Origin of the sequence: Pseudomonas sp. BN515 (assembly GCF_029873155.1) — a bacterium.
Lineage (GTDB): Bacteria > Pseudomonadota > Gammaproteobacteria > Pseudomonadales > Pseudomonadaceae > Metapseudomonas.
Window position 1 is genome coordinate 1 of record NZ_SSOH01000047.1, and the last position, 10739, is coordinate 10739.

Genomic DNA, 10739 nt, shown 5'->3' on the forward strand with positions numbered 1-10739 from the left:
CATTCCCAGCCCCACCCACCAGCGTGTCGTCTCCTGCGAAACCGTTCAGAACGTCACTTCCAGCTCCGCCGGTAAGCGTGTTGGCCAGTCCATTGCCCGAACCGGTGAAGGCACCACTACCGGTGTACGTCAGGTTTTCCAAGTTTGCGCCCAAGGTGTAGTTCGCCAGGGTGGTCCGGACCAGGTCAGTACCTTCGCCAGCAAGCTCGGTCACAACGTCCCCAAGCTCAGTCACTTCATAGGTATCGTTGCCCAGTCCACCCGCCATCGTGTCATTGCCAAGCCCACCATTGAGCACATCATCCCCCGCCTCGCCATTGAGCGTGTCGTTGCCGGCCAGGCCGTTGAGGATGTCGTTGCCGCCACCACCATTGGCCACATCATCGCCCGCGGTGCCAGTGAAGGTCTCACCCGCCGGGCCGCCGATGAACGCCACACCCACCGCGGCGGTCGCCGCCGAGTTCACCGTGTTGCTGAAGCCGCCGTCATCGACAAAGGTGGTCACCACCCGCAGCAGCAGCCCCACCTGTCCCGCGCCCGGGGTGAAGCTCGCCGACGGCGCACCGACATTGGTCCAGGTCGCCCCGCCGTTGTTCGACGACTGCCACTGGAAGCTGAACACCGAAGTGGTGATGCCATCGGCATCGGCGATGGTGCCTCGCGTGGCGGTCAGCCCCTGCCCCACCAGCGGCGTGGTATCGCTGATCGCCGGCGTACCGGTCGGTGCATCGTTTGACGGAGTCCCCGAAACCAGCGCCGTGCCAGCCGAGTAGACGGTCTCCAGCACGCCATTGCGGTCCCTGTAGATGGCCTTCAGGCGCAGCGATTGGCCAGCCAGGTCGGCGGTGACGCGGAACGTCGGACCTGCAGCCACATCAGCGTCGCCACCAGCATTCAGCGTCTCGATATCGACGAACACGCCGTCGCCATCATCCACCTGCCAGTAGTAGGCCACCGGCCCGGTGACGGCGCCGCCGGCATTGTCGGCATCGGTGACGCCAGCAATGGAGGCCCGCAGCAGGGTACCGACTTCAGGCGTGGCGTCGTTGATGCTTGCCAGCCCGACCGGGCCGTTGTTCAGGCCCGGAACCGCCGGCAGGGCCTGGTCGGCGAACTGCAGACGCTCGATGCCCGTCAGGCGGTCGACGCCGTCGCGGCCATCCACCAGGTCGGTCACGGTGATCACGTCATCCGAGAAGTCCAGCGTGGTGCCTCGGTTGTCGATGCTGACCTGGTATTCGTCGAAGTTGCCGCTGAATACCGCGGTGTCGTAGTTGAAGCCGGTGCCATTGACGAGTTCGCGGACAATGACCATCTGCCCCGGATTCACCAGGCCGGACAGAGCCGCCGACGCCAGCGTCAGGTTGGCCGCAGTACCTGCCAATGCACCGGACTTGTTGGTGATCACGCCGGTGAGGCTGCTGGCGGTACCGATCTCGACACCTGCTCCGTCACGGATGCTGATGCGCGCATTCAGCGACTTGTCGCCATCGATCAGGTCGTCGCCACCACCGCCGATGAGCAGGTCACTGCCATTGCCACCGAGGATGATGTTGCCAGCCGCGAACGAGGTCACCCCGGCGCCGAGGAACTCCTGCATCCCGGAGATCAGCGCGATGCTGGTCAGCGCGCTGCCGGTGGCTCCACCGTGAGTGGCCATGATTACGGCATCGGCGTCGTCGCCGCGCAGCATATCGCTGAACCTGGAACCGGACAGGCCTTCGGTGGACTCGAAGCGCGACAGCACCGACGCCACGGACGGCGCGATGGGCGCTTCGTTGAACGCACGCAGACGCATGTCGATGTTGACCCCGGCCGGGTCGTCGCGGAACACCGCCCAGTCGAAGCCCGACATCCCGACATAGCGGTCACCTTCCCCGCCATTGCCCATCATGATGTCGTCGCCGCCTTCACCATCCATCCGGTCGATGATCCCGAACTCGCCGTAGAAGACGTCGTGGCCGATGATCGGGTCGTTGCCGAATGCGTCGAAGTTATCGCCCGCGGCACCGTCGGCCATGCCGTGCTGGATCCAGTCGTCACCTTCATTGCCGAAGCTGAATTCATTGGCACGGCCGGCCAGAATGAAGTCGTTACCGACACCACCGAAGAATTCCGACTCGTCCTCGAGTTTGATCATGAAGTCGTTGCCGAACCCGCCGATGATCAGGTCCACGCCGTTGCCACTGTGGAGGACGTCGTTGCCCTCGCCGCCCTGGATGTTATCGTCGCCGCCCCGGTCGGTAATGATGTCGTCGCCGGCACCACCGAACAGGAAGTCGTTGCCATCGCCACCTTCCAGTCGGTCGTTGCCGGCGTCGCCGTGCAGGGTGTCGTCACCGATGCTGGAAATCAGCCTGTCGTTGCCGGCAGTGCCACCCAGCACTACGTGGTCCTCGCCGCGATAGACCAGCAGGCCGTCCCCGCGACCGACCAGCGGCAGCAAGGGGTTGGTCCCGGTCGGATCATCGCGACCGGTGAGACCGAGGCCGGTGTGCTGCGCAGCCTGGTTGACCTCGAGGGTGAAGGCCGGGGTCGAGAAGATATCCCCCGGCAGGTGCAACGCGTCGGTGTTGGCCATCACCAGCTTGGCGAACGAGTTGTTCTCCAGCTCAGTGAGGAAGTTCAGGCCGGAGGTACGCTCCAGGTAGTAGAAGCGGTCGCCGTCCTGGAGTTTCTCCATCTGGTTCTCGAACACGAAGTTGAAGGTCGAGCCCAGCAACCCACCGAAGGGCATCTGCCGCTCGGCCAGGCCGCCGATCCACAGGTCGATGTCATTCACGCCAGTAGTGGCTGCCGGCCCGTTGAGGAAGGCCAGGCGGTCCGCCGGTGCGCCATCTCCACCGAATACCAGAAGCACGGCGGCGGCGCGCTTGTCCGCCATGGTCGTGGCGCCGGTAATGCTGGCGTGGGTGCCATAGGCGGCAATGAAGTTCACCACCGACTCCTGGTGCTTCAGGTTCGTCGCGAAGTCGAGCCAGCTCGTATAGGGCTTGAGCTGGGTATCGCCGGTTGCGTTGAAGAACTCCTGACGCGCCATGTTCAGGGTGGGAACGCCGGTGTCACGGCCGCGGGCCAGGTTGATGCTCGGCAAGTCCAACGGCAAACCCAGCAGGTTGTTGCGCAGAGCCTCGGTGACGAACTCGTCAATCTCGTTGCCCTGTTGCCGGGTCATGCCGCGGACTATGGCGCCTGCCGCCTGGTCGGCGGACACCTGGACCGTGCCTCCCGCGCCATCGCTCAACGAATTGAACGCAAGCGGGTTGAGGAAAGCGGTGATCAGACCCATGGAGCTGTCATTGGCGAAGGTCGGATCGAAGCGGTCCACGGTCTCGGTCAGCATCGAGTGGCCGAAGCGGTAAACGACGTGGGCGAACTCCGCGACTATGGCCGGGTTGATGTTCGTGTCGTAGACCTGGGTCGGCGCGAAGAACACGTCCACCTGCGGCTGCACCTTGCGCGCGAACTCCTCGAACACCAGGTGCTGGTACTGCATTTCAGTGGTGAAGCGCGCGGCCTGGAACAGGCGCTCGCCGTCCCAGACACCGGGCGATAGCTGCCACTCGGCGATGAAGGTCGGGTCGTTGCTGGCCAGCACCACCGCCTTGATGTGCTCGACCATGCGGTTGTGCTCCGCGTGGAACACGTGGTGCACCGCGGTCAGGCCGATGTTCTCGTTGCCACGGCCATCGCCGGTAATGAAGTGCTCGTTGAGCAGCTCATCATCGTAGAACCCCACTGGAGGCGGCGAATTCGGCGCGTTGACTACACCGTCCGTGTCCGCCTGCAGCGCCTGGTTCGGCGTGTTCGGATTGCCATCATGGTCACCGAACGGATTGGCCGTATGCGCAATGTCATCGAGGAAGGCGTGCCCGGTGCGACCGGCCAGCGATGCGTCGATGGGCGCGGCGGGCGTGCCGGACTGCAGGCCGCCGGCGGTTACGATCTGCGCGAACCCGGTGTCCGGATCGGGGATGAACTTGCCATAGTCATCCGTCGCCAGCAGCGGGAGGTTGAGCAGATCCTGGTCGTCCAGTTGGATGCCCAGCATGGCCTGGGCCTGCGCCTTGACCTCAGCCCAGGTGGGCAGGCCGCCGGACGAGCCGTCGGGGTTGGTGCCGTCCAGCATGCGCCCGGTGGCAACCGGCCGACCGTTGGCATCCAGCACGTATTCGCGCAGGAACACCTGGTGCGACGGGTGCGAGGTGTAGGTCTGGTTCTGGTCGACGAAGGGCGTGGTCTGGTTCACATGGACATGAATGTCGTCCGAAGTACCCAGGTTACCGTCGGCACCGGCCTGCACCGCCGTGGTGGAAGCGCGGGTCATGACCATGAAGGCGTTCTGCGGCAATACCTCATCGCCATTGCCGGCAATGCCGTCGCGACCGTGGGTGATCAGCGGATCGTCAGGCTGCAGCGGAATGAACACCAGGCCGTTGCCGCCCTTGCTCACCAGGTCCAGGCCATGGTCGAAGAACTGGCCGAACAGGGTGAACCAGGAGTTGAAGCCCGCCGACAACCCCTCGTCCGGCGCAGTGTTGGGGATGAACAGCGGCTGACCGCGCGGAATTTCGATGCCATTGCCATCGAGGATCCTCGGCGTGCCATCGGCATTGAACAACGGGACACCCGCGGCATCGACCACCCGAGTGCCAAGCCCGCCATCGAGGAAGGCCTGCACGGCCGCCGGGTTGGTGATGGTCTGGTCCGCCACCAGATTGCTGATGGTGCGCGGATCGCTGTCCACCACGCTGCCGCCCGGTCCGGACGTGGCGTAGTTGGTGTTGTTGACGCCAGCGAAGGGAGCCTCGTCGTTTTCATTGCGGAAGAACTGATCCAGCAAATTCGGGAACGGCTGGTCGGCCGCGCCGAAATCTTCCTGGCCCGGAACCAGATTGTTGAAGCGGCCATCCACCGTCCGCAGGCCGAATGCGCCACGGGTGTTCGGCAGGATGTCCAGCAGGCTTTCGCCGGCGGCATGGCGTTCGGCAATCTTGATCTGGTCGAGGATGAACTGCAGGTCCCCACGGATCAGGTGCACACCGCCATTGATGGGCTCGGTCGGGCTTTCGACCGGAATTACCGCTGGCGTGGTCGGCACCACCACGCCCGCCACATTGGCGGTCGCTGCGGAGAACGCGGTTTCCAGGACGCCATCGTCATCCTGGTAGATCGCCTTCACACGGATCGCCAGACCGTCCTGCTCGGCGGTGACGCGGAAGGTGCCACGGGCGGCGGTCGACGGAACATCACCACCTTCGGTGACGATGTCCTGGAAGATGCCCGAGCCGGCGAGAGTCTCGACCTGCCAGATGAAGGTGATCGGCCGACCGTTGAGGGTGCCGCCATCGATGTCGGCGTCGGTGACTCCGGCCACCGAGGCTCTCAGCAATTGACCGATTGACGGCGTGTTGTCCACCTGGCCGCTGGTGGCATCGAGGATGCTCAGTTGGCCGGTGGGCAGGCTGTTGGCACCACTGAGGACAACCGTCTGATCGGCGAATTGCAGCCGCTCGATGTTCAGCAGGGTGTCCGAGCCCTCGGTGCCGACGTTGTCGGTGACCGTGGTCACGCCATTAACCGTGCTGACGGTGTAGTTGGCCAGGTTGCCGCCGAATACCGCGGTATCGATGCTGTCATCGGTATCGAGGATCTCGCGGACGATGCTCAGCTGGCTGGGATTGATCTCGCCCGACAGCATGCGCGGGATCAGTTCCTGGATGGAGAGCACGCTCGTCACGTTGGCGTTGCCGGTGACCTGTACCCGCACGTTGAGCCAGCGGTCGCCATCGATCAGGTCATTGCCGCCACGGCCTTCGATGATGTCGCTGCCCGCACCGCCCAGCAGGATATTGCCGGCACTGAAGGACACAACGCCAGGCCCGAAGGCCTCGTCGAGCAGCGCCTGCAGTCCGTTGACCAGGGCGATGTTGGTCAGAGTGCTGCCGAGTTCACCATCGGTGGGAATGGTGGTGGCATCGGAGTTGTCACCCTTGAGGATGTCACTGAAGGAGGAGCCCGACAGCCCTTCGACTTCCGCGAAGCGGTCGAGCAGGCCCGCGTTGGAGGCCGGGACCGGCGGTTCCACCAGGTCGTTGATCATCAGGTCGACATTGACGCCGCGCGGGTCGCCACGGTAGGTGGCCCAGTCCCACCCGGACATGCCGTCGAAGTGGTCGGAGCCTTCGGAGCCGACCATGATGTCGTCACCGCCCTCGCCTATCACCTCGTCGAAGCCGCCGCCACCGACGAAGACGTCGTTACCGGGCACCTCGTCGCGGGAGAACGGCGAGAAGTTGTCGCCGGGCGCACCGTCCTGGGTGCCGATTTCGATCCAGTCGTCGCCCTCGTTACCCGCCGTCTGCAGGTTGCCCTTGGCGCCATAGATGAAGTCGTTACCGGTACCACCGAAGGTTTCCGAAACGTCTTCGCCAGTGATGATGAAGTCGCTGCCGCCTCCGCCAAGGATCAGGTTGAAGCCGTTGCCGGCCTGGATGACGTCGTTGCCCTCGCCACCCTTGATGTTATCGTCGCCGCCGAGGTCAGTGATGATGTCGTCGCCGGCACCGCCATCGAGGTTATCGACGCCGTCGCCGCCTTCCAGGCGGTCATTGCCTAAATCACCCCAGAGGGTGTCGTCGCCGATGCTGGCGATCAGGATGTCGTCGCCGGCTGTGCCGCCGAGCACCACATGGTCGCCGCCGGTGTAGCGCAGGTAATTGGTGTCCGGCCCGACGGTATCCGGGTTGTCGCGGACCACCAGGGCCAGCAGCGGATTGTCGCCCAGCGGGTCATCGCGGCCGGTGGCACCCAATCCGGTGTGCTGCGCCAGCGGATTGACTTCGAGAATCCACGCCGGCGTGGAGAAGATATCCGCCGGAAGCCGGGTGATATCGGTGTTCTCCATCACCATCTTGGCAAAGGAGTTGTTCTCCATCTCGGTGAGGAAATTCAGCCCCGCCAGGCGGCTCAGGTAGTAGAAGCGGTCACCGTTCTGCAGCGCCTCCAGCTGGGTCTCGAAGACGAAGTTGAAAGTGGAGCCGAGCAGGCCGCCAAAGGGCATCTGCTTCTCGGCCAGGCCGCCGATCCAGAAGTCCACCAGGTTCAGGCCGGTTTCCACACCGAGCCAGGTGCCAGTACCGTTCAGGAATTCGAGACGGTCCACTGGAACGTTGGCCCCCGTACCCAGGACGATTGCCATCGCCGCGGCGCGCTTGGCTTCCAGGGTGGTTGCCCCGGTGATCGTGGAGTGCGTGCCGTAAGCGGCGATGAAGTTGATCAGGGACGTTTCATGCTTGAGGTTGCCCATGAAATCGACCCAGCTGGTGTAGGCCGCCAGCTGGCTGTCACCGGTCATCGCGTGGAATTCACGACGGGCGTCATTCAACGAAGGGATACCGGTGTCGCGGCCACGGGCGATGTTGATGGTGGCAAGGTCGAGCGGCAGGCCCAGCAGGTTGTTGCGCAGGGCTTCGGTCACGAACTCGTCGATTTCGTTGCCCCCCTGGCGGGTGGTACCGCGGATGATGGCACCGGCCGCCGCTTCCGGCGTCGCACCGCTACTGGCGAACGCCAGCGGATTGAGGAAGGCGGTGATCAGGCCGATCTCGCTGCTGGCGAAATTCGGGTCGAGACGATCGATGGTCTCGGTCAGCATGGAGTGACCGAAGCGATACACGGTGTGCGCGAACTCGGCGACGATGGCCGGGTTGATGGTGGCGTCGAAGCCATTGGGCGCCAGGAACGCGTCAACAGCGGGCTGCACCTTGCGGGCGAACTCTTCGAATACCAGGTGCTGGTACTGCATCTCGGTACCGAACTTGGCGGCCTGGAACAGACGCTCGCCGTTCCAGTTCAGCCCGTCCGGGGTCGCCGGCACGGCACCCACCGGAGTCAGCAACCACTGGTTGAGGAAGGCCAGGTCGCCGGAGGCCAGGATCACTTCCTTGGTGTGTTCGACCAGGCGGTTGTGCTCGGCGTGGAACACATGGTGAACGGCGGTCAGTCCGATGTTCTCGTTAGCGCGGCCATCGCCGGCCATGTAGTGGGCGTCCAGCAGCTCGTCGTCATAAGAACCCAGCGCGGGGGGCGGGCCTCCGGCGACTTCGTCTGCGTCGGCGATGAGCAACTGGTTCGGGGTAGCCGGATTACCGTCATGGTCGCCAAAGGGGTTGGCGGCGTGGGCGATGTCATCCAGGAAGGCATGGCCGGTACGGATCGCGCCCACCAGGCTGATGGGCGCCGCCGGGTTTCCCTCGACCAGCACGTTGCCGGGGAAGACCACCTGCGGGAAACCGTTGTCCCCCCTGATGAAATTGCCGTAGGCATCAGTGGCCAGCAGCGGAACGCTGCCCACGTCGGCGTCGGTCAGGTCGATGCCGAGGATGTCGCGAGCCTGGGCCTTGACCACCGCCCAGGTAGCCATGCCGCCTATTTCGACGTCATCTGCGGTACCGAAGGTGCCGTCGGCGCCCAGGTCACGGTTGGTAATCAGCCGGCCGGTAGAGACCGGGTCACCATTGGCGTTCAGCTCGTAGGCACGCAGGAACACCTGATGGGACGGGTGCGAGCTGTAGGTCTGGTTCTGGTCGACGAAGGGCGAGGTGGTGTTCTGGTTCAGGCCAGGGCCGCCGAACTGGGTGGCGCGGGTCAGGATCAGGAAGTTGGTCTGGCTGCCCGGAACGAAGAGCGGGTCGTCGTCCTGCAGCGGAATGAAGACAACTTCGTTGCCCCCCTTGGTCACCAGGTCCAGGCCATGGTCGAAGAACTGGCCGAAGAAAGTGAACCAGGTGTTGAAGGGAGCGGAGAGGCCTTCGTCCGGGGTGGTATTGGGCAGGAACAGCGACTGGCCGGCAGGTATGGGAACCCCGGCGAGGTCGAGCAGCGTGCCGACCGGGAATGCCACGCCGGAGACCGGATCAGTCTGGGTGCCGTCGGCCAGAACGCCGAACCCGGCATCGACGAAGGTCTGCACCGCCGCCGGGTTGCTGATGGTCTGGTCGACGATCAGGTTACTGATGGTCCGCGGCTGGGAGTCGATCACCGTACCGCTGCCTGCATAGGAGGTGCCGCCTTCTGCCGGACGGAATACCGGTTCCAGCATGCGCGGGAAGAGTTCATCGGCAGCGCCGGCGGTTTCCTGTCCGCTCAGTAGATGGTTGAAGGAACCGTCCAACGTGCGCAGGCCCCAGGGCACTTGCGAGTTAGGCACAAGGGACGACAGTTCCTCGCCGGCCGCGTGGGCCTCGGCGATAAGGATCTGCTGGAGAATGAACTCGAGGTCAGACTTGATGAAGTTGGCCATGTTGTTTACCTCAATCCGACAGCAATAAGTCAGGCCGAATCACGCCCACGCGGGTGCGATTCCACGTTTCGTCGAAGGAAAGCGATCAAGCCGGGCAAATCGCAGTCGCGGCCGAACCCGCCAAGCCTTGGAAGTGGCTCAGTTCCGACTGGATGGATTTGTCCCTCTCAGCGCCGTCGTTGAAGACGGCGCGCCAGCTCAGGCGTGAGGTGGTCCGTGGAAGCGGACGCGGGGGGCGGCAGAGGTCGATGGGCCGTTCGGCCCATTGCGCGAGACTGAATCGATGCTCATTACGGTGTTCTCCCTAGCACTCTTGTGGCCGGCGCCGCAGCTGCGTCCCTCAACGCCACTGCGTGCCAAAAAACAGTCATGCTTGTACACACCCTGACTAAAGCCCTGCCCCCAGACACTGTCAATAAAACGTCACAATGTATTACCAAATGTAAAAACGTCCCAACCAGCTGATTTAAAACGAATAACTACTAAATCCTCATTAACACCCGGTCATCAACATGCGGTAGCACTCTTCTTGTGGTCCTGGCACGGACTTACCAGGATCGCTGAAAGTGGCGATATAGAGCGGTCAAAGCCGAATTTCCCACTTATCAGCGGAATACAACCGTTGACTCAAATGGGAAATCCGGGCAATTCGGAGGCATCTTTCTTGCTTGGAAAATGCGGCGAAGAGGATGCTGGTGCCAGAAAGCCGACGATAGCTGCCTGACAGGCAAGAGAGTGCGAAATAGAGCGGCTACGACTGTTTTCCAGGCACAAGAAAAAGGGGGAAGCACTGCGTGCTTCCCCCTTCTTTATTACTGCAACTCGATTGGTGGCTGCCTCCTCAGCTGACGATGAAGTCTGCCTGGGTCACGGTGGTGGCATCCGCCACCCCCACCAGGGTGATGCTGTTGGCACCGATGGTGACCCGGGTGTCCGCCCCCAGGTCAGTGATCGCCACGTTCGCCGCGAAGGTGGCTGCACTGATGCCCAACGAGGCGATGTTCAGCAGGTCCTGGCCGCCGCCCGGGTTGGCATCGAAGCCCTGAATCGTGTCGTTGCCGAAACCCGCGGCAAACACAAAGGTATCGTCGCCGAGGCCGCCGATCAGGGTATCGTTGCCCGCCAGGCCATTCAGGGTGTCATTGCCTGCGCCACCGGTAATCCTGTTGGCCAGCGCATTACCCGTACCACTGAACGCACCCGCACCCGAGAACGCCAGGTTCTCGAGGTTGGCCCCCAGGGTGTAGCTCGCGTTCGTGGTAGTGACCGAGTCAATCCCTTCGCCAGCGAGTTCGTTCACAACATCCAGGCCGATAACGCCATAGCTGTCATTACCCGCACCACCCGCCAGCGTGTCATTGCCAGCGCCACTGTTGAGGGTGTCATTCCCAGCCCCACCCACCAGCGTGTCGTCTCCTGCGAAACCGTTCAGAAC

2 protein-coding genes are annotated in these 10739 nt (G+C 63.4%); both read right to left on the reverse strand.

Going from position 1 to position 10739, the window contains the following annotated elements; translation table 11 throughout:
• The coding region (locus E8E91_RS12270; RefSeq protein ID WP_280375963.1) for a peroxidase family protein at window positions 1-9304 on the reverse strand (9304 nt) is incomplete at its 3' end.
• Window positions 9305-10145: 841 nt separating this feature from the next.
• Window positions 10146-10739, reverse strand: a 594-nt coding sequence (locus E8E91_RS12275; protein ID WP_280375108.1) for a calcium-binding protein, incomplete at its 5' end; no start/stop codon positions are given.